Annotated in this window: 20 protein-coding genes; 18 read left to right on the top strand and 2 right to left on the bottom strand. The window is 32.3% G+C overall.

All coding sequences use genetic code 11. The features are described 5' to 3' along the window. The first annotated feature begins 17 nt into the window (after nt 1-17). From I6U48_RS10660 to I6U48_RS10605, 12 genes are all read left to right on the top strand, one after another. Nucleotides 18-1,838 (top strand): chemotaxis protein CheA, encoded by a 1,821-nt coding sequence (locus I6U48_RS10660; RefSeq protein ID WP_218320403.1) that lies wholly within the window; start codon nt 18-20, stop codon nt 1,836-1,838. Nucleotides 1,839-1,874: 36 nt separating this feature from the next. Next, the gene (locus tag I6U48_RS10655; RefSeq protein WP_218320402.1) at nt 1,875-3,287 is read left to right on the top strand and encodes an Hpt domain-containing protein; all 1,413 of its coding nucleotides are present in this window, start codon (nt 1,875-1,877) and stop codon (nt 3,285-3,287) included. 19 nt (nt 3,288-3,306) lie between these two features. Then, nucleotides 3,307-3,717 carry a response regulator transcription factor gene (locus I6U48_RS10650; RefSeq protein WP_218320401.1) on the top strand — a complete coding sequence of 137 codons (411 nt, stop codon included), beginning with the start codon at nt 3,307-3,309 and terminating at the stop codon, nt 3,715-3,717. A 276-nt stretch (nt 3,718-3,993) separates the two neighbouring features. Beyond that, entirely contained in the window at nt 3,994-4,575 is a 582-nt protein-coding gene (locus I6U48_RS10645; RefSeq protein WP_218320400.1) for a TetR/AcrR family transcriptional regulator, read from the top strand. A 34-nt stretch (nt 4,576-4,609) separates the two neighbouring features. Further along, complete coding sequence (locus I6U48_RS10640; RefSeq protein WP_218320399.1) at nt 4,610-4,963, top strand: response regulator; 354 nt, start codon at nt 4,610-4,612, stop codon at nt 4,961-4,963. A 34-nt stretch (nt 4,964-4,997) separates the two neighbouring features. Next, nucleotides 4,998-5,423, top strand: coding sequence for a chemotaxis protein CheW (locus I6U48_RS10635; protein WP_218320398.1), 426 nt, complete (start codon nt 4,998-5,000; stop codon nt 5,421-5,423). An 11-nt stretch (nt 5,424-5,434) separates the two neighbouring features. After that, nucleotides 5,435-7,585: a chemotaxis protein CheA gene (locus I6U48_RS10630; protein ID WP_218320397.1), complete on the top strand. Its 2,151-nt coding sequence runs from the start codon at nt 5,435-5,437 to the stop codon at nt 7,583-7,585. Further along, complete coding sequence (locus I6U48_RS10625) at nt 7,585-11,349, top strand: methyl-accepting chemotaxis protein (RefSeq protein ID WP_512699245.1); 3,765 nt, start codon at nt 7,585-7,587, stop codon at nt 11,347-11,349. The genes I6U48_RS10630 and I6U48_RS10625 overlap by 1 nt, the downstream gene beginning before the upstream one ends. Nucleotides 11,350-11,422: 73 nt before the next feature. Continuing rightward, nucleotides 11,423-12,232 (top strand): CheR family methyltransferase, encoded by an 810-nt coding sequence (locus tag I6U48_RS10620; RefSeq protein ID WP_218320396.1) that lies wholly within the window; start codon nt 11,423-11,425, stop codon nt 12,230-12,232. A gap of 2 nt (nt 12,233-12,234) precedes the next feature. Next, complete coding sequence (locus I6U48_RS10615) at nt 12,235-13,287, top strand: protein-glutamate methylesterase/protein-glutamine glutaminase (protein WP_218320395.1); 1,053 nt, start codon at nt 12,235-12,237, stop codon at nt 13,285-13,287. 44 nt (nt 13,288-13,331) lie between these two features. Further along, on the top strand, nt 13,332-13,724 hold the full coding sequence (locus I6U48_RS10610; RefSeq protein WP_218320394.1) for a response regulator: 393 nt from the start codon (nt 13,332-13,334) through the stop codon (nt 13,722-13,724). 43 nt (nt 13,725-13,767) lie between these two features. After that, nucleotides 13,768-14,235: a chemotaxis protein CheX gene (locus tag I6U48_RS10605; RefSeq protein ID WP_218320393.1), complete on the top strand. Its 468-nt coding sequence runs from the start codon at nt 13,768-13,770 to the stop codon at nt 14,233-14,235. 383 nt (nt 14,236-14,618) lie between these two features. On the opposite strand, the gene I6U48_RS10600 is transcribed toward I6U48_RS10605, so the two are convergent. Together I6U48_RS10600 and I6U48_RS10595 are read right to left on the bottom strand one after the other, a co-directional pair. Then, complete coding sequence (locus tag I6U48_RS10600; protein ID WP_218320392.1) at nt 14,619-15,236, bottom strand: hypothetical protein; 618 nt, start codon at nt 15,234-15,236, stop codon at nt 14,619-14,621. A gap of 298 nt (nt 15,237-15,534) precedes the next feature. Further along, nucleotides 15,535-15,960 carry a hypothetical protein gene (locus tag I6U48_RS10595; protein ID WP_218320391.1) on the bottom strand — a complete coding sequence of 142 codons (426 nt, stop codon included), beginning with the start codon at nt 15,958-15,960 and terminating at the stop codon, nt 15,535-15,537. A 435-nt stretch (nt 15,961-16,395) separates the two neighbouring features. Between I6U48_RS10595 and I6U48_RS10590 the strand changes: the two genes are divergently transcribed. The 6 genes from I6U48_RS10590 to I6U48_RS10565 all read left to right on the top strand — a co-directional run bounded on the left by I6U48_RS10590 (nt 16,396) and on the right by I6U48_RS10565 (nt 23,787). Then, entirely contained in the window at nt 16,396-18,393 is a 1,998-nt protein-coding gene (locus I6U48_RS10590; RefSeq protein ID WP_218320390.1) for a methyl-accepting chemotaxis protein, read from the top strand. 310 nt (nt 18,394-18,703) lie between these two features. After that, entirely contained in the window at nt 18,704-19,402 is a 699-nt protein-coding gene (locus tag I6U48_RS10585; RefSeq protein WP_218320389.1) for a response regulator transcription factor, read from the top strand. An 87-nt stretch (nt 19,403-19,489) separates the two neighbouring features. Next, the gene (locus tag I6U48_RS10580; RefSeq protein WP_218320388.1) at nt 19,490-20,413 is read left to right on the top strand and encodes an ATP-binding cassette domain-containing protein; all 924 of its coding nucleotides are present in this window, start codon (nt 19,490-19,492) and stop codon (nt 20,411-20,413) included. After that, complete coding sequence (locus I6U48_RS10575; RefSeq protein ID WP_218320387.1) at nt 20,406-21,161, top strand: ABC transporter permease subunit; 756 nt, start codon at nt 20,406-20,408, stop codon at nt 21,159-21,161. Before I6U48_RS10580 ends, I6U48_RS10575 begins: the two co-directional genes overlap by 8 nt. A gap of 21 nt (nt 21,162-21,182) precedes the next feature. Continuing rightward, nucleotides 21,183-22,088, top strand: coding sequence for a sensor histidine kinase (locus I6U48_RS10570; RefSeq protein WP_218320386.1), 906 nt, complete (start codon nt 21,183-21,185; stop codon nt 22,086-22,088). Nucleotides 22,089-22,245: 157 nt separating this feature from the next. Further along, a complete protein-coding gene (locus tag I6U48_RS10565) occupies nt 22,246-23,787 on the top strand; it encodes a cell wall-binding repeat-containing protein (RefSeq protein ID WP_218320385.1) in 1,542 nt (513 codons plus the stop codon). Nucleotides 23,788-23,837: the final 50 nt, after the last annotated feature.

Raw genomic sequence — 23,837 nt, 5'->3', positions numbered from 1 at the left:
AAAAGGGGGTGGAAAGTTTGATTTATGTATTCGAGAATAGAGATTTGAAAATATTAGATTCATTTACAAAAGAGGCTGTAGAAGATTTAGGTGCTCTTGAAAAGGAGCTTTTAAAGTTAGAAACAGCTTCAAATAATATGGAGCTAATCAATAATATATTAAGAAGGATTCATAGTATTAAAGGAGGGGCTTCTTTCTTGGGGGTTTCAATTATTACAAAATTAAGTCATGCCATTGAGCAGGTAATCTATAAGATTAAAAATAAGGACATAGTAATGAACTCTAATATTATGGATCATTTAATGAAGGGTATAGACTTGTTAGGGGACTTTATCTATCATATGAAGGAAAAAGTAAAAGAAGCTTTGCTTGAAGATTATAGAGATAAATTTGAAATCAATTTAAATGATGAAGAAAGTTCAAAGGATTTAATTATAAGGCTCAAGGAAATAATAGAAGAAAAATCACAAAATAAAGATATGATGAAAAAGAATTGTGATACAAGAGATGAAGACAATTTAAGAGATGTAGATTTAAAGAATAGTAAAGTTAATAAAGCATTTGAAAAAACCATTATGATGGATCCAAATAATACCCAGAAAGAAAAAATAGTTAAAAATAAAAATTCAAAAGAAGACTCTAAGAAAAACCTCCAATTACAAAGTATAAGAGTTAACCAGAAAAAGCTTGATACAATGATGGATATGATCGCAGAACTCATGATAACAAAGAATGCCTTTATGCACATTTCAAAGAAAATAAGCATGGATTATAACATACCAGAGCTTGCAAAGGAAGTTAAGGAAATAGGAGCTTCGGTTAATAGAATATCAAATGAATTACAGAGTAATATTATGTCTATAAGAATGATAGAAATTAAATCTGTGTTTCAGAAGATGCCAAGAATAATAAGAGAGATATCGCAGGCTGCTAATAAAAAGATAAATTTAATAACAGAAGGAGAAACAACAGAAATTGATAAAAGCATAATAGAACAAATGAGTGACCCGCTGGTTCATATTATAAGGAACGCCGCAGATCATGGAATTGAAAGTATTGAAGAAAGAGTAAAAAAAGGTAAAAATCAAGAAGGGAATATTTATCTTAGAGCTTACAATAAAAATAAATATGTATATATAGAAGTTGAGGATGATGGTAAAGGTATAAATCATGAGGAAATTAGACAGAAGGCTGTAGATAAAGGATTTATAAAAGCTGATGAGGCAGAAAAAATGAGTAAAAATCAACTTTTAAATTTAATATTTTTGCCAGGGTTTAGTACAGCAAAAAAAGTAACTGAAATATCTGGAAGAGGGGTAGGGATGGATGTAGTTAAAAGCAATATAACCAAGATTAATGGTGTGGTATCCATTGATAGTGAAATTGGTAATGGTACTAAAATCACAATAAAGTTACCACTTACCCTTGTAGTATCTAGGGGGCTTCTAGTAGAAATTGAGAAAGAAAAATATATTTTACCTATTGAAAATGTAGTTGAGACTGTAAAAATATCAAAAGAAAATATATATGAATTCGCTGGAAAACACTTCGCTTATTTGCGTGGAGGAGTAATTGGAATAGAGTGGCTTAAGAAAATTCTTATGTTAAAAGGAGTTAATGAGGATTTAGAAGAATTAAATGCTGTTATAATTTCTAATGGCATAGATAAAGTAGGGATCATTGTAGACAAACTTCTAAACGAACAGGAATTTATAGTAAAGCCACTAACAGACTATTTATCAGCTATAGAAGGGATTTTAGGTTCAACCTTGCTTGGAAATGGGCAGGTGGTAATAATACTAAATCCAAGTGATATTATGAAAATGGCTCTAGGCTAAATCAATAAGGTTCATAACATAAGGCAGGTGATAAAGGTGGATACCTTATTAGATGTTTTTTTTGAAGAGACGAAGGAACTTTTGGAACAAGCAGAAATACATTTGATAGGACTTGAAAAATTATATTCTGCAGAAGAGCTTAATGGACTTTTTAGATGCATACACTCAATAAAAGGTAGTTCAGCTACTTTAGATTTTAGAGAAATTTCAACTTTGTCTCATAAACTTGAGGATATACTAAACTATGCCCGTGAAGGAAAGATAGAATTGGACAGTGAAGTGTTAGCTTGTTGTTTTGCAGCTGTAGATGAAATTGTGACTTTATTTAATTTACGTAGAGAGAGTTATGGAGAGGAAATCAATCAAACGGCAATCCAAAGATCGCAGGATGTTCTAATACTTATGGATAATATTGGAAGTAGAATTAACGGATATACAAATGAAAAAGCTCTAAAACTTGAAAAAGAGCATATTTACAAGCTAGAAATAGAAAATAATATTCCAAAAGAATATTCAAATACATATTTTGTAAGAGTGACACTGAATACTAGTGATATAATGCAAAGTGTCACAAGATTTATGATAATAAATGCGATGAGTGAAATAGGTAAAATTATGTATTCTAATCCTTCATTAGAATTTATGACAACTTCAGAAAGCAGTAAATTAATTGATAAATATGAATGTATATTCAATACTGAAGTAGATATTGAAATGTTATATAACAGTATTGACTTTGTAAATGTGAAAAAAATAAGTGTAACAAATATAACTGATGAATATTTGAGTAAGTTTGAAATGAATTTATCTCAGGAGGAAGTAAAATCATTACTAGAGGTATTAAGCTGTTTTTTAGAACTTAGGACTGGTTTTACAGAAATACGTTACAGTTATGAAGAAAAATTAAGAATAGTTAAACTTAGTGAAAAAAATAAAAAGTTGCTGGAAATAAAGAATTTAAATGTAGAAATTCAGACATTAATAAAGGAAATAAGAGCATTTTTAAAACTGTTACTCTCAGCTATTACAATAGATAGTAAAGATTCTTTAAGTATATTAGAAGACTTATATAATTTACACATATGTCTTACAGAAAGGATATATGAAACCTTTAAAAATAAATTAATTTTTAAGTATATTAAGTTAAATTCAGAAGGAGTAAAGGTTGAGAGATTAAGTGAGTTATCTGATAAGCTTAATAGAACTATCTTTAAATATGTAGCCATTGATATTAGTAAAGTAAAAATATTGGAAACTGATGAATTGAAAAAATTAATACAACTTCATAAAAGTTTTGCCGAGGAAGGTATTAAATTATATATAATAAATGGTGGTCATTACAGAAAAAGATTGTATAACATTATTGAATCAATAGCAGTTATTGAGGACATAAAGCAATATATTAAAGAACTTGAGGCTGTGACAGGTAATGACTTTATATTAAAGTAATAGGGGGGCAATAAAAAATATGGGAAAAGGCTACAAAATACTAATAGTAGATTATGAAGAAGAAACCATTAATTCTATAACAGAAAATTTAATTACAGAAGGGTATAGTGTAGAAACCTGTACTGATTCTTTAAAAGCATTAGATAAATTTAAAAGTGAAAAATACCATGTTGTAATTATAGATGTTGGAATGCCGCATATGAACGGCATAGATTTGCTGAGAGAAGTTAAATTCTACGATGCACTTACACAAGTTATAATGGTATCTGAGCACTCTACAATGGATAACGTAATACAAGCTCTAGAGCTTGGAGCAAATGATTATATACTTGAACCATTTAAAAGCATAGAAGTTTTAGTTGAAACTGTTAAACTCTCTATTAAAAAACTTGAGAGATGGAAGGAGACAATAAGAAAAATAGTAGAATAAAAAAGTTTAGTTCAGAGATTACCTAGCGTTAGAATATAGATTGAAAAATTTAAAGTAAGCAACCGAAGTCTGTTTCAGAGAATTCCGCAGCCTTCGGTTGCTTATGCTTTTGATAAAATTAAAGCTAAGATTTACAATGGTCTGTGACAAGACATCTTATCAAGGCATATTTTGATGTCAATTGATAAATTTTTAGAAATATTGACAAAATTATATATTATTTTTATAATGAAGGAAAGCGAGTGGTTACTAGATAGCCTACGTAGGAGGTTTTGTATGAAGTTCTTCATAAGCAGAAAGGAAAGAATTATACTTACAGCCATTGAAATTATAAGTGATTTGGGATTTCAAGGACTGTCGACAAAAGAAATAACAAGGCGGCAAGAAATTTCTGATGGTACATTATACAAGCATTTTAAAAGTAAAGAGGATATTATTTTAGGGGCGTTGGATTATTACGCAAAGTTTGATGATAGTATCAAAGAGTCTATAGAGATAAGCAGGTTGTCGTCTGAGGATAGTATCAAATTTTTTTTTAAAATGATGATTGAATACTATGAAAACTACCCAGCGATTACTGCTTTAGTTGTTATACAGGAAACTTTAGAACATGAGAGAAATATAGGCGAAAAGAGTAAACGAATATTTAATGACAGGTCAAATCTTATTATGCATTATATTGAAAAAGGAAAGAAAGCTGGAGAGTTAAGAACTGATATCGATAGTGAAGTTCTTACAGATATAATACTAGGTTCAATTAGAGAAATAATACTAAAGTGGAGAATGAGTAAATTTAATTTTCCTTTGAAAGAAAGAGCTATGAATACTTTAGAGATAATTTTAAAATTATATCGGTAATGTACAGGAATAATATGAGTAGGATGGTGTAAACATGAAAAGGATTCTTATAGTAGATGATGCTGTATTTATGAGAATTTCACTTAGGGCAATGCTGGAGAAAAATGGGTTTGAAGTTGTTGGTGAAGCTTCAGATGGATTAGAAGCGATTGAAAAATATTTTGTTTTAAAACCGGATATTGTAACTATGGATATTACAATGCCCAAAATGGACGGTGTTGAGGCCCTTGGAGCAATTAAAAGTAAAGATCCCAATGCTAAGGTTGTCATGATTTCAGCTTTAGGGCAAGAATCATGGGTTAAAAAGGCAGTTATGATTGGGGCAAAAGGTTTTGTAGTAAAACCCTACAAGGAGGACTATGTAATTCAAACTTTAAGTAAGTTATAGAACTCAACTTGAATTTATTATACGGAGGAGAATTATGAATGATTTACTGGATATTCAGTTTATTGCATATGAGCTAGCTAATGAAAAGTATGCCTTAAAAATCAGTGATGTTTATGAAATTATAAGAATGCAGCAAATCACTCCAGTACATAACAGTAAAAGCTTTTTAGATGGTGTGATTAATCTACGAGGAAAAGTCATTCCGGTGGTTAATCTTCATAAAAGATTTGGATTACCTAATTATACTAGCACCAAGTCCACAAGAATAGTTGTTGTGAAAAGTAGAGAAGAAATGATTGGTGTAATTGTAGACAAGGTTAATCAGGTTATAAAATTTAAGGATATTCAACCACCACCTGAAATGGTAACAGGAATTGAGGGAGAATATTTTGAGGGTTTAGGGATTACGGATGAAGGTGTGGTAAGTCTATTAAAGATAGATGTAGTATTGTATGAATAGGAGGGTGCAACATGTCTTCGGTATACGAGAGTTCTGAAATGATTAGAGCATTTTTAGATGAAGTAGAAGAACAACTTCAGTTTCTTGAGGAAGGCATCCTAGAATTAGAAGAGACAGGGGAAAGCCAAGAAGTTGTACAAGAAATATTTCGAGTTGCACATACTTTAAAGGGATCTTCATCTACAATGGGATATGATAAGATGAAAGATCTTACTCATGAGATGGAAAATGTTTTGGATAAAATCAGGAACAATTTACTGACTGTAGATAGGACTATTATTAATTCGCTTTTTAAATGTCTAGATTGTTTAAGACTTCTTAAGGATGACTTTGCTCAGAATAAAAACAGTACAAAAATAGATATCTCGAATTTAGTGGAAGAATTAAAGGGAGTATTAGGAATTAAGCCAAGTAAAAAAACAGCAGAAAGTAAATCGGAAGAAACTGAAATTAAAAAAACCTCAGGTGAAGATATTTTGGTACAGGGAATGTTTAACTTAGTTGATAAAGATAAAAACATTCTGGAAAGAGCCATTTTAGAAGGAGACAATTGTATTGTTTGTAAGGTTAAAATAGCTGAAGAGAGCCTTATGAAGGCAACTAGAGCATGCCTTATACTAAATACTCTAAATGAAATGGGAAGCGTTATTGCTTCGAGGCCCAATGTTTTTGAATTGCCCGATGATTCAGAGGTTACATTAATAAATTATTTAATTACTACAGATTTAGATATAAAGGAGCTTGAGTCAAAAGCGAAAGATGAATTAATGGATGTAGAAGAAGTAAGGGCAACACCTTTCAAGCTTGATGTATCTGAAAAAGATAGGAAAGTTGAAGTAGATAATGCAGAGGATGGACTCTCAAGAAGTAAGGTAGAACATAATGAGAAGAGAATCTCCCAGACTGTTAGAGTTGATATTGAAAGACTAGAACAGATGATGAATTTAGTTGGAGAAATGGTTATTGAGCAGACTAGAATAGCTCAGGTTGGAAGTATTCTTCATAATAGATACATAAAGGATAGTACAGTAGACGACTTAATGGGAATCTCTAACCATGTATCAAGAGTAGTCAGCGAGCTTCAGGAGAGTGTAATGAAAGCGAGAATGCTTCCAGTACAGCAGTTATTCAATCGTTTTCCAAGAGTAGTTAGGGATTTAAGTCAGTCTCTTGGCAAAGAGGTGGAGTTAATCCTTGAAGGTGGAGATACTGAGATGGACAGAACTATAATAGAAGATATTACAGATCCACTTATACATCTTGTAAGAAACTCCTTAGACCATGGTATAGAGACAACTGAAATTCGTGAAGGTAAAGGGAAACCATCTAAGGGTTTCCTTAAAATAAGAGCTTTTCATCAAGAGAATCACGTCATTATCACTATAGAAGATGATGGTGCAGGTCTGGATTTAGAGAAAATAAAAAAATCTGCAATAAAAAAGAATGTAGTTTCTGCGCAAATGGCAGAAACTTTATCTCAAAGTGAAGTAGTCAATTTGATATTTGAAACAGGACTATCAACAGCAGAAAATGTTAGTGACGTCTCAGGAAGAGGCGTAGGTATGGATATAGTGAGAAATCATATTGATAAGCTAAACGGAATGATTTATGTTGAAACAAAAGAGGGAGAAGGTACAAAGTTTACTATAAAGCTTCCTTTAACTCTAGCAATACTCACAGGTCTATTAGTCAAAATACATAATGAAACCTATGCACTTCCAATGAGCAACATAGTTGAGATAGTAAGGAAGCCTGTAAGCGAAATAGAATCTGTAAAGAAGCAGTCCATCGTTATAATAAGAGATAAAGTACTACCACTAATATGGCTTCACGACTATTTTAAACTTCCAAGAATGAAAAGTAAGAAGAATATATTTATTGTAATTTTAGGAACCGCTGAAAAAAGATTTGGAGTCGTAGTTGACAAATTAATTGGGAATCAAGAAATAGTAGTAAAACCTTTGGGAGCTTATATAGGAAAGGTTGAAGGTATTTCAGGAGCAACAATACTTGGAGACGGCAGTGTAGCCTGTATCTTAGATGTTCTAGGTCTGTCAAGAATAATTAATAGTAAAGTTATAAGAGAAAACATAGGATTAAAAACCGAATCAAATAATAATGATACTATAATTAAAAATAATGAAATAACGGAGGCGATTTAGTGGGGAATTTTAATAAAAATATGGCGATAAAATTTATGAAATCTTCAGGAGTTACAAATAAAGTACATAGTGTATTCACTACTGCAAAAAGATTAGACGAAAAATTAAAGGATTTATCTGGAATAACGGACCAAGTAACTAAAGGAACAAGTGAGCAGGCTTCCTCTGTTGAATCCACAAATTCCATGACAGAAGAACTTGCAAGTTCTATAGCTGGAGTAGTAAGAAATGCTGAACAGTTAAATAATCTTGCTAAGGAATCAAAAAATTCCTTAGAAGAAGTGGCAATTTCAATTAATGAGGTGGCTGGTAACAGCGAAAGTGTGGCAAGTTCTGTAGAACAAATATCTGCTTCCATCGAACAAATGGGGAAATCCATAAAAGGAGTAGCTGGAAATGCAGAGAGTCTAGCAGCCTCTGCTGAAGAGTCTTCTGCTGCGGTTCAAGAGATAGTTGTTTCCATAGAGCAGGTATCAGGAAATAGTGAGAGTACTTCTAAATCAGTAGAAGAGATTTCTGTATCCATACAACAAATGGGCAAGTCTATAAAAGGAGTAGCAGGTAATGCAGAAAGTCTAACTTCATCAGCTAAGGAAAGTACAGCAGCAATACAGGAAGTAGTAGCTTCCATAGAGCAAGTTGCAGGGAATAGCGAAAGTACAGCAAGTTCTGTAGAACAAATATCGGCCTCCATTGAAGAAATGGGAAAGTCCATAAAGGGTGTGGCAGTTAATGCAGAGGGGCTTAAGAGCACAGCTGAAGAAGCATCAAACACAATGAATTCAGTGGTTACCTCTATAGAGCAAGTGGCAAAAAACAGTGAAAGTACAGCAAGCTCCGTAGAACAGATATCAGTATCCATAGAGCAAATGGGAAAATCTATAAAAGGTGTGGCAGTCAATGCAGAAAGTCTAAAAGGTTCTGTTGAGGAAACTTCGTCAGCAGTACAAGAGATAGTAGCTTCTATAGAACAAGTTGCAGGAAATAGTGAAAGCACAGCAAAGTCTGTTGAAGAGATATCAACTTCTATAGAGCAGATGGGAAAGTCCATAAAAGGAGTAGCAGGTAATGCTGAAAGCTTAAAAGGCTCAGCTGAAGAAACTTCGTCAGCAGTACAGGAAATAGTAGCTTCTATAGAACAAGTTGCAGGAAACAGTGAGAGTACAGCAAGTTCAGTAGAGCAAATATCAGCCGCTATTGAACAAATGGGAAAGACAATTCAAGGTGTAGCAGGTAATGCTGAAAGCTTAAAGGGTTCTGCAGATGAGTCAGCTGCAGCAGTACAGGAAATGGTTGCATCTATTCAGCAGGTAGCAGGAAATAGTGAAAGTACAGCAAGCTCAGTAGAGCAAATTTCTTCATCTATAGAACAGATGGGAAAATCCATAAAAGGTGTGGCAGGCAATGCTGAAAGCTTAAAGGGTTCTGCAGATGAGTCAGCTGCAGCTGTTCAGGAGATAGTTGCATCTATAGAGCAAGTTGCAGGAAATAGTGAAAGCACAGCAAAGTCTGTTGAAGAGATATCAGCTTCTATCGAAGAAATGGGGCATTCTATACAAGGGGTTGCAGGAAATGCGGTGGAGCTACAGAAATCTTCAGCTGATACTTATAAAACAGTAGAAAATATGGCTGCTTCTATAAGTCAAGTTGCACAAAATGCACAAAACGTAAATAAGCTGAGTGAAATGGTGCAAGAGGATGCGAAAAATGGACAAACTGCTGTATCAAGTACACTAGTTGCTATAAAAGAAATTTCAGATGTAATACATAAAGCAGAAGATGTTATTATTAACCTAGGCAAAAGCTCAGATAAGATAGGAAGTATTATTGATGTTATAGATGATATAGCGGATCAAACGAATTTACTGGCACTTAATGCAGCAATCGAAGCTGCAAGAGCTGGAGAACATGGTAAGGGCTTTGCTGTAGTTGCAGATGAGGTGAGGAAATTAGCAGAAAGAAGTGCTTCTGCTACTAAAGAAATATCAGATCTTATAAAAGGTATTCAAGGTGAAACTACAAATGCAATTAAAGCAATTGAAGTAGGAACAGAAAAGGTTGAATATGGAACAAAGCTAAGTAATGAAGTAGGAACAGTAATAGACAAAATAGTTGGTGGTATAGAAAAAGTAAGTGGCGAAATTAAAGAGATTACAGTAGCTACAGAAAGTCAAAATAGAGGCAGTATAGAAATACTTGAAGCTATGAAAAATGTAACAAATCAGGCAACTATGGTTACATCAGCTACTAAAGAACAGGCAGTAAGTGTAGAAAATGTAATAAAAGGTGTAGCAAATGCTAAAGAACAGGTTAGACAAATAAATATAGCTATGCAAGAACAGACGAATCAAGGACAAAATATCGTCATAGCCGTTGAGAATGTGACTAAGCAGGCAGCTGAAGTTGCTTTAGCTGTAAAGGAACAGGGAGCAGGAGCAGATGAAGTAATAAAGGGAATTGCAAATGCAAGAGAACAGGTAAGGCAGATAACTGTAGCTGTTAAAGAGCAAGCTAAGCAGGGTCAGGAAATAGTAAGGTCTGTAGAAAATGTAACCAATCAAGCTGCGCAGGTGACTCAAGCAACGAAAGAGCAAGCTGCTGGAGTTCAAGAAATAATAAAAGGAGTAGTAAACGCTAAAGAGCAGGTAAGACAAATAACAGTAGCAGTAAAAGAACAGGCGAGCCAAGGAAAAAACATTGTTGCAGCAGTAGAAAATGTAACAGATCAAACTGTTCAAGTAACACAGACAGTAAAAGAGCAAGCTATTGGAGTAGAAGAAGTAATAAAAGGAGTTGTAAACGCAAGAGAACAAGTAAGGCAAGTAACACAAGCAGTAAAAGAGCAGGCTAAGCAAGGACAGAATATAGTTATAGCAGTAGAGAATGTAGCGGAACAAACTACACAAGTAACACAAGCAGTAAAAGAGCAAGCGAGTGGAGTAGAAGAGGTTATTAAGGGAGTAGTAAATTCTAGAGAGCAGGTAAAACAAATCACAGAAGCTATGGTCATCCAAGCAGAACAAGGAAGATCCATTGCAAGGTTAATTAAAGATGTAACAAAGCAAACAGCAGAAGTTACTTGGGCCGTAAAAGAGCAGGCGGAGGGAGTAGACGAAGTTATTAAAGGAGTAGAAAATGCAAGGGAGCAGGTAAGACAAATAACAGCAGCAGTGAAAGAGCAGGCTAAACAAGGTAAAGATATTGTTGTTTCTGTTGAGAATGTGACGAAGCAAGCAGAACAAGTGACTTTAGCAGTAAAGGAACAAGCCAAGGGAGTGGACGAGGTTATTAAAGGAGTAGAGAATTCCAGGGAGCAAGCAAGACAAGTTGCTATAGCTGTCAAAGAACAAGCAAGACAAGGACAAAACATAATAATTTCTATTGAAAATGTCACAAAACAAGCAGCTCAAGTAACACAGGCTGCAAAGGAACAAGCTGTAGGAGTAGAAGACATAATAAAGGGAGTAAGCAGTTCAAGAGACGAGATTAAGAAGATAACCTGGGCAATGAAAGAGCAGTCTAAAGGATCAGAAAAACTTATAAAAAATGTAAAGAATGTGACAGAACAGGCAGGGGAAGTAACTTCTGCAACTAAGGTTCAAGCAAAGGAAGTAGAACAGCTTGCAAGTCATATTAGAGATATTAATAGAGTAGTAAACTCAAACATTAAGGATGTAGAAAGAACTGGAAATGTAACAAAGGAACTTTCAAGTTACTCTATAGAAATTAAAGGAATTTTAGAAGAGCTAGTAAATGAAAGGTAAGTAAGTTTGGCTATACTAGAGAGAGCTTCTCTCTAGTATAAAATTCTATATAAGTGGAGGGTAAAATCATATCATGGATAACATTGTACTACAGCAGTTGGCAGAATACATTTATGAATTTTGTTGTATTGACTACTTAAAAAACCTGCCTTCACTGGAATCAAAAATATCAAGCAGACTTAAAGAACTTAATTTGAGCTTATGGGAATATTGTGGCTATGTTAAGAGCGACAATAAAGAGAAAGATATACTTATAGAATTAGTTACAGTAAATGAAACTTATTTCTTTAGGGAAGAAAATTTGCTAAAGGAATTACAGAACACTATATATCCAAAGTTTAAAGATCGCACTTCCTATAATCCACTAAGAATTTGGTGTGCTGCCTGTTCAAGTGGAGAAGAGCCTTATACTCTAGCTATGATGGTAAAGGAGAGTAATTTATTTAGTGAAGGGTCAGTTGAGATAATAGCTTCAGACATAAATAAGAAAGTATTAAGCAAAGCTCAAGGTGCGCTATACAATAAGAAATCCCTATCCTTTAGAAAAATGCCTGAAGGGATGATTGAAAAATATTTTGATGAACTAGATGAGGAGTATAAAGTTAAAGAGGATATAAGAAAACTAGTTAAGTTTAAGCACCTTAATATGTTTGATAAAAACATGAAAGCAGAAATAGGAAAAGTAGATATAATTCTTTGCAGGAATGTGCTTATATATTTTGATTTAGAATCCATAAAAAAAGTTGCAAGCTCTTTTTATGATATTATAAATCCACAGGGGTATTTATTCTTAGGTCATGCAGAAACTATTACAAGTATAAATCCTGGTTTTGAAACCATTTATACCCCTTCAAATTTTTATTATAAGAAGGGAGAAATATAAGTATGAAACAGTGTGGAGTTCTAGTTGTTGACGATTCCTCCTTTATGAGAAGGTGCATTAGTCTTATTATAGAAAAGGACCCTCAGTTCTTCATTATCGGTATTGCAAGGAATGGCATTGACGCTATTGAAAAGGCACAAAGGTTAAAACCAGATATAATAACTATGGATGTCGAGATGCCAGAACTTAATGGAATAGATGCACTTAAGGAAATCATGAAAAGTAGTCCTGTTCCTGTGGTCATGTTAAGCAATCATACGGAGCAAGGTGCACAATTAGCTTTAGAAGCATTAGAAAAGGGAGCAGTAGATTTTTTTTTGAAAAAATCACTTATTGGTGAAGAGGCAAATGAGGAAGTTATAGGTGAGTTTTTAGATAGATTGCGGGCAATTGCAGCAAGTGGAAAAGTCCAAACTAATAATGGGATTTTGGAAACAAAGAAGCTTGATCTTCAAGAAATAGATAAGAGCAATCCTGTTAAAAAGAGAAATTTTGTAATAATTGGATGTTCTACTGGAGGTCCGTCAGCGTTACAATCAATTTTGCCAAGATTCCCAAGAGACTTAGAGGTGCCCATTGTAGTACTGCAGCACATGCCACCAGGTTTTACAAAACCTCTTGCAGAAAGATTCGACACAATATGCAATCTTAAGGTTAAAGAAATTGAAGACGGAGATTTTTTAGAGGTTGGTAATATATATATCGCACCCTCAGGATTCCAAACATATTTTGAACATGATAAAGAAAATAAGATTATTTTTAAGGTTAAGGACTATTCGCCTATAGAAACCTTGTATAAGCCATCCATAAATGTAACACTAAACTCTGCAGCACCATTATTTGGGAATAGATTGATTTCCGTAATTTTAACTGGAATGGGTAATGATGGGCTGATAGGATGTCAAAGTGTAAAAGAAAACAATGGTTATGTTATTGTTGAGGCGGAGGAGTCATGCATAGTTTATGGAATGCCCAAGGTTGTTTTTGAGGCTGGATTAGCAGATGTTCAAGTTCCACTGTCCAGTATATATGAACAAATAATGCTTCACTTGTAATAGCAGATAAGAGATTAAATAAAGTATACAAAGGGAGGATTAGAATGAGGATATTAATAGCAGAGGATGATTTTGCAAGTAGAAAACTTATGCAAAAGTTTCTTTCAGCGTATGGAGAATGTGATGTTACTATTGATGGAATTGAGGCTGTAGAAGCATATATAATGGCACTAGACATGGAAAAACCTTATGATCTGGTTTGTCTTGATGTAATGATGCCAAGGGTTGATGGTATTAAGGCATTAAAATCAATAAGAGAGTTTGAAAATATTAGAGGAATTGAAGGTTCAAATCGTGCTAAAGTAATAATTGTGACAGCTTTAGCAAATGTTAACTATATTAGTGATTCTTTTCAGACAGGTCTAGAAGCACACCTGATTAAACCTATCGATTTAAATGAATTGGTAGCTACAATGGAAAAGCTTGGATTAAAATAAATAATAACCCAAGGACGAAATATATGGGAAGGGAAGTTAATATATGAAAGTTGAATATATAAATCCATTTATAGAAGCTAGCAGAAACGTTATAGCAGAAACAACAGGATTAAATCCAGTTTTAGGAAAGATATATATTAAGGATATACCTTATATGGCCAATAGTGTAGTGGTTATGATTGGCATTACAGGTGCGATACAAGGAAGTGTTATAATATCTCTAAAAAGAACTTTGGCATGTAAAATAGCATCAGCTATGATGGGAGGGATGCTTGTACCAGAATTAGATGAAATAGCAAAAAGTGCAATAGCAGAACTTTGTAATATGATATTAGGTAACACATCCAATATCTTTTATAAGAATAATATGGATATAGATATTACTCCGCCAACGGTACTAACAGGTGAAAATATGCAGTTTAGTATCGCTAAATCTGTAATAGTATGTGTGCCTTTAGAATTTTGTGATGAAGAAAGAATGGAGATTGCTATTACATATAAAGAAAAGTAAAAAAACATCAACAGGTTTGCTTGTAATAAAGTAATTTTTGATCAAGAAGGTACACCAACAATATACTCAATTATTTGGTAGGTAATCCAAGCAAATTGCAGCAGGTGCTAAATAAGCTTATAAGCAACGTAGTCAAGTTTACTGAAAGTGGAGATATTAGTATTAAGGACACATTGTAGAAGTAGCAAATGAAATATTGATAGCAAACTACATTCTTCACTACGAAGACGTCTCCTGTAGTGAAGAATGTGAGCTATGCAGAAATAATCGTAACTTTTATTTTTGTTAATACTTATAAAAAAAGCATTTAAATGTACCTTCCTGAATGTCAATATATCCTTGCGTATAAGTTAAGTGTCGGACGAACAGTTCCTCTCAAATTATTATCTTCTAGCACTATCTAAAGCTCTGCTTATAGCTAACTTCCAGTTGGCAACAGAATTAGCGTCATTTCCAGCATTAGCAATATTAACATTATGAGTCTGTTGTGAAACTACGGCGTTTGCTAAGTCTCTTCTAACTCTTGCAAGATTGGTCGTTATAGTTGGACCAGTAGTACTTCCAGTCATAGTTCCGTCTGCAGGAGTCCTTACAGTAGTACCTGTATTACTGCCACCTACAGGATTGCCGCCTACAGTTCCTCTAGTAATGTCAGTTGTTGTACCTCCCATGGTAGTACCTGCATTACCACCGGTGGTATAAGGAGTTTCTTTTCCTTTAGCATCAATTGTTTTAAGTACAACGTCGGTGATTTTTCCACTACTAATTGTAACTATAGCTGCTTGATTTCCCATTGAACTCTTATTACCTTCACCTAGATAAATTCCATCTCTGTACGTTGTGGTAGTGTTCATCCCAGTATTATAATTACCTTGATTTATACCAATATTTGTTCCACCTTGATTAGTTCCCGGGGTTCTATAAGTAGTATTTCTATTTCCACAGGCGGAAATAGAACAAGTTACTAACGCTGCGGCTACAATACTTGCAATTTTCTTCATAATAGTACCTCCTAGATCAATATTATGCTAATTAAACATATGATTGATGTTCATATATAAATGCAAAATTATCGACATAACATACATTATATAGAGTAACCTGCGAATAGATTTTTATGTTTGTACTAAAATAGTAATAATTGCTTAAAGGTTGTGAAAAACGGATGTGAATAGCAAGGTAAGGACAAGAATTATAAATGGAAAGAGTGTTTTTGAAAGGAAAAAACAATAAGAATAGCTGAAGCCTAAGCTGCAGCTATTCTTATTAAGTTCACTTACACAATAGGTATATATTTTATTAATAATGGTTATAGTAATGATGATGATAAGGATAATAATTATAGTATGGATAAAATGGATAGAATGGATATGGAAAATAATTATTATAATAAGGTCTAGGTCTAGGTCTATTATAATATTGTCTAAACTCTTCATCGTCATCGCTGTCATCATCATCTCTATATTTCATATAGTCTCCACATTTGCATTTTTCTTTAAATTCCATCTGATATGGTTGCATTTGTTCAGGCATCATTTTAGTAGGCATCATTTGAGCAGGAGAAACCTGTGATGGCATCATTTGGTATGGCATCATAGGACAACAGTACATCATAGGACAGCACATTTCATGACCATGATGTTTATGATGCTTATGATGGTGACGAGTATCCTCTAAATCTTGACTAAGAGTTTGATCAAGTTCCTGATCATCAGTTCTATACATTAACATACCTCCATAAAATTTTCTACACAGTATCATATTATGCAGAAGACAAAAAAGTGTTACAAAATTTAATAAAATATTTTGATGTATTTTTAAATAAATTTTGTTCTTTTAAAAGTACATATCTATAAATTTTTTACACAGTATCATATTATGTAAGAAGGCAGTAAAAGGGAACAAAAATTTTAAAGGTGGAAGCTAATAAAAAGTATATTCTATAATATTGCAATGCATAATTAAATTGTGAGCACCAAGAAAATAGTTTTTGGTGCTTTATGTTTACATTTGCAATTTAAAGAAAGTAATATTTTGCAAGAATATTCTGATTCAAAAATTGAGAATATAGTATTTTATAGAAATTTATGATATTATATGTAATAAATAGGCTTAAATTTAGTATATGAAACATGCTAAGAAGGTGAGGGTGTTGTTGCAATGAAAAAAATAAAGCTTAATCATCAGATTATAGGAATACTATTATTTATGGCATTAATTCCTTTAATTATAATAGGTTCTTTTGGGTATTATACTATAAGAAAAAATTTTAATAATATGTTTACCTACTATATAAATACTAATCTTGGGAAAATCGATGAAAATGTTAAATCATTAGATAAAAGCAGTAGAGAATCTGTTGATATGATATCAAAGGATCCAAATGCTTTATCTGTACTGAAAAATCCTGATTGTGAAAAATGGTTATTAGCATCTCTAAATGCTTTTACAACTACTCATAAAATTGTTAGTTGTGCATATTTGGGAGTAAATGATGGAAGAATGATTGTGCAACCTAAACAAGATTTACCGGCAGGATATGATCCAAGAAAAAGACAATGGTATTCAGATGCAGTTTCAAAGAATGGAGAAACACATCTTGTACAACCTTATGAAGATGCATTTAATAAAGGACAATACTGTATAAGCTATGTAAAGGCGGTAAAGGATACTGAAAATGGAAGTATTGTTGGTGTAGCTGGTATAGATATAAAGCTTACACAACTTTCACAAGATGTTTCAAATATAAAAATAGGTAATTCCGGTTTTGCAGCTATAGTTGATGCAGAAGGAAGGATAATTGCCCATAAGGATGCAAAACTCGTAGGAAAAGATTTAAAAAGCGAAAATTGGATTAGTGAGGTTATAAAACCAGAGAAATCAGGTTCGATACAAGAAATAAGCGGGCAAAGATATATTGTGTACAATCATAAAAATTCTGAAACTGGATGGACTATAGTTGGACTTGTACCTGCATCGGAATTTTCAGGGGAAATGAATGCAGGAATAACTCTAATATTATTAGTAGCATTAGCTATAATAGTACTAGCATTAATTATTGGAAGTAAGTTTTCTAAATCAATTACAAAGCCTATAGAAAAACTTGTTGATACATTGAAAAATCTAAGTGAAGGTGATTTCACAAACACCTTAAACGAAGAATCAAAATCTAGTTATGAAATTGAATCCATAATAAATTCTCTAAATCTAATGATAAAAGAGATAGTTGTAATATTAAGAGATACTATGGGAAATTCTACAAAGATTAGATATTCAGCAGAAAGGTTATTAGGAATATGTAAAGAATCTAATGATATAGGCGAAAAAGTTTCAAAATCTATTCAGTCAATAGCAGATGGTACATCAGCGCATGCAGAATTGGCAGAAATCAGTTCAAGGGTTTTTGGTGAACTTGGAGAAAAGGTAAATAGGTGTATTGAGGATTCTAAAAACATGAATGGGTCATCTAAGAAAGTGAGAGCTTTAACTGAAAAGGGATTAAAAGATATAAATAAATTGAAGGATAATTTTGATAAAACTTCTAATTCGAACAAAGAAGTTCTAGAAGAGGTAAAAATACTAGCTGAAAATTCTCAGAAAGTTAATGAAATAACGGAAAGCATAAAGCAAATTACTGAACAAACTAATTTATTGGCATTAAATGCTAGTATAGAGGCTGCTCGTGCAGGAGAGGCTGGAAAGGGATTTGTAGTAGTTGCAGAAGAAGTAAGAACTTTAGCAGAAGAGTCAGGAAAATCTGCTGAAGAAATAAATAATATTGTAAGCCAAATAAAAAATAGCGTACAAGCTGTTTTGGAAAAAATGAATTATACTGGACAAATTGGTAGTGATACAAGTAAAAGTGTTGAAGAAACTACTAGTTCTTTTGAAGAGATACAAAATGCAGCGTACTTATTAGAAGAAAATGTGTCCAAGGTAAGTGATGAATTACAAAAGGTAAACCTGGACAAGGAAACAGTGGTACAAAATATAACACAGGTTTCAAGTATATCACAGGATACGGCGTCTGCAGCTCAACAGGTTAGTGCATCATCAGAACAAGAAACTATAGTACTTAATAATGTAGTTAAAGCAGCAGAGGAAATGGAGACTTTGGCAGAGCAACTTGATGAGGTAATTAAAAAGTTTAAAATATAATAAAAATATTAAAATGGAGCTGCCGTACTATAGTATGACAGCTCTATTTTTTACCATAATTAATCTATAAATTACAATCTTCAGTTAGTTTAAATAAATCTTCTCTTAGTTTAGCAGCAGTATTTTTCAATAATTACACTCAACCAGTTCATACTTAGTTTATCAATTAAAATTCCTTAGAAAAAGGCCATTAAAAGATATGTATAGAATCAGCATATATACATGTCTTTTCTTTTTTAATATAATATATTTATAGGAAAATATTGATTTAAAAGGTAAAGTTTAATAGACGGTTTAGGAGGATCACTTTATGAAGGAAAAAATAAATATATTGGTAGCAGAAGATGATGCGGATATAAATAATCTTTTGTATAAAATATTAAGCAAAAATGGATATAATGTTAGGTGTGCCTATTCAGGCTCTGAAGCTAAGATGTGCTTTGAACAGTATGAGTTTCAATTGGTTTTACTTGACTTAATGCTGCCAGGGGTAACTGGAGAGGAACTTATAACTCATATAAGAAAAATTAATACAGTGCCAATTATAGTTATATCTGCAAAACCAGGGCAAGATATAAAAATAGATGTGTTAAAACTTGGTGCAGATGATTTTGTGCCTAAACCCTTTGATGCCTATGAGGTTCTTGCCAGAGTTGAAGCGCAATTAAGACGGTATATAGTATTTTCTAATAATAATGAAAAAGCTAATGTTTTAAAACATAAAAATTTAACTTTGAATAGTGAAACTTTAATGGTTGAGGCTAAAGGGCAAGCTATTTCCTTGACAGCAAGGGAGTTTTCTATACTTCAGATTTTAATGTCTTATCCAAATAAAGTTTTTACAAAAGCAAATTTGTTTGAGCATGCTTGGAATGCCGAATTTTTGGGAGACGATAATACTGTCAATGTTCATGTAAGCAATCTTCGTTCAAAAATAGCTAAGGCTGACCCAGATGAAGAGTACATACATACAGTATGGGGGATTGGCTTTAAGATGAGTGAAAAATAAAACTTAATACTTTCTTAAGCTTTTCTTTAAGCTTTCTTGTATATTTTATTCTAATATATAAATATACGAAGAAGGAGGTCACAGGAGATGAAAGAAACTGTAATTAAAACTAAAAATTTAACTAAAAAGTATCGCAGTTATGCTGCCGTAAATAACGTAAATATTGAGATAAAACAAGGGGATATTTATGGACTAGTCGGTAAAAATGGTGCAGGAAAAACTACTTTACTTAGAATGATAAGCGGACTTACCATGCCAACAAACGGGGAAATTCAAATATTTGAAGAAACTTCTGAGGCGGGATTAAATAGAGCAAGGAGAAGAACAGGCAGTATTATTGAAACGCCCAGCTTCTTTCCCTATTTATCTGCAAAGAAAAATCTTGAATACTATAGAATACAAAAAGGAATTGTAGAAAAGGAATCGGTTGAAGAGGTATTAAAAATTGTGGGACTTTCTGATGCCGGAAAGAAAAAGTTTAAAAACTTTTCCCTTGGTATGAAACAACGATTAGGAATGGCACTTGCTATTATGGAAAGTCCTGATTTATTAATTTTAGATGAACCTATAAATGGACTTGATCCTACAGGAATTGTAGAAGTGAGAGATATTTTACTTAAGTTAAACAGAGAAAGAAATACTACTATCATTATATCAAGTCACATATTAAGTGAATTAAGTCAACTAGCAACCACCTATGGCTTTATTCATAAAGGTGAGTTTTTAGAACAAATATGTGTCAGCGATTTAAAAGAAAAATGTAAAAATTATTTATCAATTAAAGTAGATAATACTGAAAAAGCAATAGCATTAATTGAAAATAAACTGAAGTGTAGTAAATATGAGGTATTAAACGATAATGAAATAAGATTATATGAGAAGGTAGATAGACCTGAAATTATATCAATGGAGATTGTTAATAATGGTATCATGTTATACTCCATTTATCAGATGGGTTCGAACTTAGAAAATTACTTTATGGATTTGATTGGAGGGTATGAACATGATTAATTATATAAAAGCTGAATTGTACAGAAATTTTAACAGAGCATATTTGTGGGTTTACACAGCAATAATAGCTGCACTAGTGTTAGCTGTTAATATCATAATTAATATAAGTCATGCAGGGAATGGGGTTAATTTAAGTTTAAGCAATGTATTAGAAATAACCAACAGTATGATGATTATCCCTGTATTCTTAGTTGCAGGAATGATTGATACTGTTATAGCTGAAGAAAATAAAAATAAAACCATGAAAAACGTGATAGCCCTTGGAATTGATAGAAGTAAACTGATTTTATCAAAATTTATAGCTGCAGTAATTTTAGCCTGTATAGCTGCGGTTATAATATTAGCTGTACTTTATGGAAGCGGTGCATTATTATTGGGATTAGGCGATAATTTTAATATAATATTTTTAGATCACTTTAAAAGATTAGCAGCATCATTTCCGCTTTGGATGGCTGCTATAGCAGTAGGAATCTTTCTTAACATTATTATAAATAATAGTACTGTATGTGCTTTTGTTTATGCTATAGTATTTTTAATGACACCTTTAGTTACTAAATTTTTTATAATTTTTGTATCAGATAAATTTAAGCATGTATATAATATTCTAATTACGACTCAACTAGGTAAGTTGAGTGCAAGAGTAGTAGCAAGTCATGATTTTATTACATCGATTATTATAGGCTTTATATATATTATAGTGTTTTTAGCTTTTAGCATATTGTGTTTTAAAAAGAAGGAAATTAAATAAAAATTAAAAGAGGTGATATCTATGAAGATATTGATATTTATTTTTCTTATAAGCATAACGGTCATATTTATCACCCTTTATGTTTTATTAAGTGAAGAAGTTAAAAATATAGCTGGTCAATTGAATAAAATTAATGGAGTTAAAACTAATTCTAGGATATTGCTTTCATTTAAAAATAAAAACCTAGGAAAGCTAGCGCTGGAAATAAATAAGACTTTAGAGGAAAAAAAGAAAATAGAAATTGAATATAAAAAGATGGATATAGAACTAAGACAGGCTATTTCAAATATGTCTCATGATTTAAGAACCCCTCTTACATCTATAATGGGATATATTCAACTTATTGAAGATAGCAGTTTACTAGAAGAAGAAAGAAAAGAGTACATAAATATAGTAAAAAAGAGGGCAAAGTCACTTCAGGTTTTAATATCTGGATTTTATGACTTATCTAGACTGGAGGCAAAGGAATACAAGTTTGAATTTAAATCGATGAATTTATCTAATATAATTTGTGATATGATAGCATCTTTTTACAATGATTTTTTAAGCAGGGGAATAGAGCCTGCTATTGATATAGATCAAAAGCTACCACTAATTGTTGGTGATGAGAATGCAATAAGAAGGGTGTTCTCAAATTTAATACAAAACATGCTAAAGTATGGAGAGAAAAATGTATTTATATCACTAAAGAGCCAGGATGATTTTGTTATTGCAGTATTTAAAAATGACGCACCAAATTTAAAAGATGAAGATGTCTCTCATTTGTTTGAGCGTTTTTTTATTGGAGATAGAACAAGAAATGGGGATAGTACTGGTCTTGGTCTTGCAATAACAAAAGAATTAGTTGAACAGATGGGATATAAAATTGAAGCAGGGATGTTTGAAGGTAAACTTAGCATAGCTGTAAAGTTTAAGGCAGGAGTGTGACTGAAATTAGGTTTATTCTGCGTAGAGTTTATTTGGAGAAAGTTAAGGGTTAGATTCCAACATATACCACGTATTCCTTACGCCTACTATGTATAATTCCTCCTTTGCATGATAATATCATAGTGAAAATAAGATTGCGTAAAGGGGACGTGAAATTTTGAAAAAAATATTTAATTTAGTTGCTACTGCTTGTATTATAGTTGGGATTTCATCTACAGCATACGCTAAAAGTAACTATAATGTAAGTAGACTGTATGGTGCGGACAGATATAAAACTTCTATTAGTATTTCTAATGACTTTAGTAGTGGAACAGTTCAAAATGTTATAGTTGCAAGTGGTAAAGATTTTCCGGATGCTCTATCAGGAAGCGTGCTTTCTAAAAAGTATAATGCTCCTATACTACTTTTGAATAATACATTAAGTGAAAGTAACGAAACCCTAGACTATATAAATAATCACTTAAATAAATCTGGGAATATCTATGTTTTAGGTGGAACTGGTTCTATAAGTGATGAATTTATTAATTATATGAAAAACCAGGGCTTCAACAATATTATAAGACTTGGAGGAAAAGACAGATTTGACACTAATAAGTTCATTGTTAACTCTATGAATTTGCAAAAAGGAACTCCTGTAGTTATAACAAATGGATATGGTTTTGCTGATGCTCTTAGTGTTTCAAGTGTTGCTGCCGGAAAAGGGTATCCAATATTAATGACAGGAGCTTCAAGTCTACCAGATGAAACTAAAAGCATTCTTTCAGATATACAACCTAATGAGGTATATGTTGTAGGGGGAACTGGTGTAGTATCAGATGACATTATCAATGAGGTAAAGAAACTAGTACCTTCCTTAAGTACAGATAAAATAGTTAGAATATCTGGACAAACTAGATACGATACTTCACTAGAAATATGTAAATACTTTAATATAGACACTGATAGTGCAGTACTGGCAAGTGGTGAAAACTTTCCTGATGCTTTATCTGGAAGTGCTCTTGCTTCAAAATTAAATGCACCTATAATATTAACAGATGGACAAGATTTAACAAATCAAAGAGTGTTTATTGATAGTAAAAATTATAAAAATTTGATTCTGCTTGGAGGAGTTGGTTCAATAGACTTACCAATCGAGTATTCCTTAAAAGGAAGTGACCAAATTAGTACTGCGGAAAAGGATTATATAAATAACTTATCGAATTACTGTAATGACTATATAACCGAAGAAACCAGTGCTTCAAACACCATGACGGAACTATTTAATAGTATTAATTTTAATGACTTAGGAGATCAAGCTCAAATATCTAATGCTTTTGAAGAGTTTGCTCAATTATTTAAAAACGGGAATGCTTCTTTAGAAACATACAAACAGAATCTTATTAAGCTTAAGAATAATGTTTCTAACTTACAAAGTCCGGATGGCCTTGAATCCCTTAAACTAGATTATATAAATAATATAAATACTGAAATACAGAGTTTAGACACTGTTAAGGGTTATCTAGATAATTACGTATCTATTTTTAATTCTATGAAAGATGCCATTGACTCTAATAATTTAGAAAAACTTCAGCAAGAACTTAACGAATTACAAAGCTATAATACTAAATATATGAATGATGCTAAACAGCTTCCAAATGCTGAAGTTAATATAATGAAACTAAGTAACAGATTAACAAAAATAAAAAACAGTATGCAGTAATATAAAATTTGTTTATTAAGGGCTTATCTTATTTGAGATAGGTCCTTTAT

Source organism: Clostridium thailandense (assembly GCF_019207025.1).
Lineage (GTDB): Bacteria > Bacillota > Clostridia > Clostridiales > Clostridiaceae > Clostridium_AM > Clostridium_AM thailandense.
Note: the sequence above shows the minus strand (reverse complement) of the source record. Positions and strands in the feature narration are given on the sequence as shown.

Bases quoted from the DNA above. Each gene is read 5' to 3' on its own strand.
- I6U48_RS10630 (WP_218320397.1), top strand. From the start codon at position 5,435: ATGTCTTCGGTATACGAGAGTTCTGAAATGATTAGAGCATTTTTAGAT.
- I6U48_RS10570 (WP_218320386.1), top strand. From the start codon at position 21,183: ATGAAGATATTGATATTTATTTTTCTTATAAGCATAACGGTCATATTT.
- I6U48_RS10605 (WP_218320393.1), top strand. From the start codon at position 13,768: ATGAAAGTTGAATATATAAATCCATTTATAGAAGCTAGCAGAAACGTT.
- I6U48_RS10600 (WP_218320392.1), bottom strand. From the start codon at position 15,236: ATGAAGAAAATTGCAAGTATTGTAGCCGCAGCGTTAGTAACTTGTTCT.
- I6U48_RS10650 (WP_218320401.1), top strand. From the start codon at position 3,307: ATGGGAAAAGGCTACAAAATACTAATAGTAGATTATGAAGAAGAAACC.
- I6U48_RS10615 (WP_218320395.1), top strand. From the start codon at position 12,235: ATGAAACAGTGTGGAGTTCTAGTTGTTGACGATTCCTCCTTTATGAGA.
- I6U48_RS10580 (WP_218320388.1), top strand. From the start codon at position 19,490: ATGAAAGAAACTGTAATTAAAACTAAAAATTTAACTAAAAAGTATCGC.
- I6U48_RS10610 (WP_218320394.1), top strand. From the start codon at position 13,332: ATGAGGATATTAATAGCAGAGGATGATTTTGCAAGTAGAAAACTTATG.
- I6U48_RS10595 (WP_218320391.1), bottom strand. From the start codon at position 15,960: ATGTATAGAACTGATGATCAGGAACTTGATCAAACTCTTAGTCAAGAT.
- I6U48_RS10645 (WP_218320400.1), top strand. From the start codon at position 3,994: ATGAAGTTCTTCATAAGCAGAAAGGAAAGAATTATACTTACAGCCATT.
- I6U48_RS10620 (WP_218320396.1), top strand. From the start codon at position 11,423: ATGGATAACATTGTACTACAGCAGTTGGCAGAATACATTTATGAATTT.
- I6U48_RS10640 (WP_218320399.1), top strand. From the start codon at position 4,610: ATGAAAAGGATTCTTATAGTAGATGATGCTGTATTTATGAGAATTTCA.
- I6U48_RS10590 (WP_218320390.1), top strand. From the start codon at position 16,396: ATGAAAAAAATAAAGCTTAATCATCAGATTATAGGAATACTATTATTT.
- I6U48_RS10575 (WP_218320387.1), top strand. From the start codon at position 20,406: ATGATTAATTATATAAAAGCTGAATTGTACAGAAATTTTAACAGAGCA.
- I6U48_RS10635 (WP_218320398.1), top strand. From the start codon at position 4,998: ATGAATGATTTACTGGATATTCAGTTTATTGCATATGAGCTAGCTAAT.
- I6U48_RS10585 (WP_218320389.1), top strand. From the start codon at position 18,704: ATGAAGGAAAAAATAAATATATTGGTAGCAGAAGATGATGCGGATATA.